At 58.4% G+C, this 219-nt stretch carries 1 protein-coding gene; it reads left to right on the top strand.

The genetic code is table 11. The annotated features are described in order from the left end of the window. Window positions 1-219: hypothetical protein (locus AAZR19_RS19010; RefSeq protein WP_434704008.1), on the top strand; the 219-nt coding region annotated here is incomplete at both ends.

Here is a 219-nt window from a genome sequence, read left to right as displayed (position 1 = left end):
GACCTACTGGCGCCACGGGTATTACCGGAGCTACCGGACCTACTGGTGTCACGGGTATTACTGGAGCTACAGGTATCACTGGAGCTACAGGTCCTACCGGGGCAACGGGTATCACTGGAGCTACCGGACCTACCGGGGCAACGGGTATCACCGGTTCAACTGGAACTACGGGGGCAACAGGTATTACTGGACCAACAGGTCCTACCGGTGCCACTGGTA

It is taken from the genome of Bacillus sp. Je.9.29.b (genome assembly GCF_051129925.1).
GTDB lineage: Bacteria > Bacillota > Bacilli > Bacillales > Bacillaceae > Bacillus > Bacillus safensis.
The sequence above is the reverse complement of the archived record's forward strand: the minus strand, read 5'-3'. Positions and strand labels throughout refer to the sequence as shown.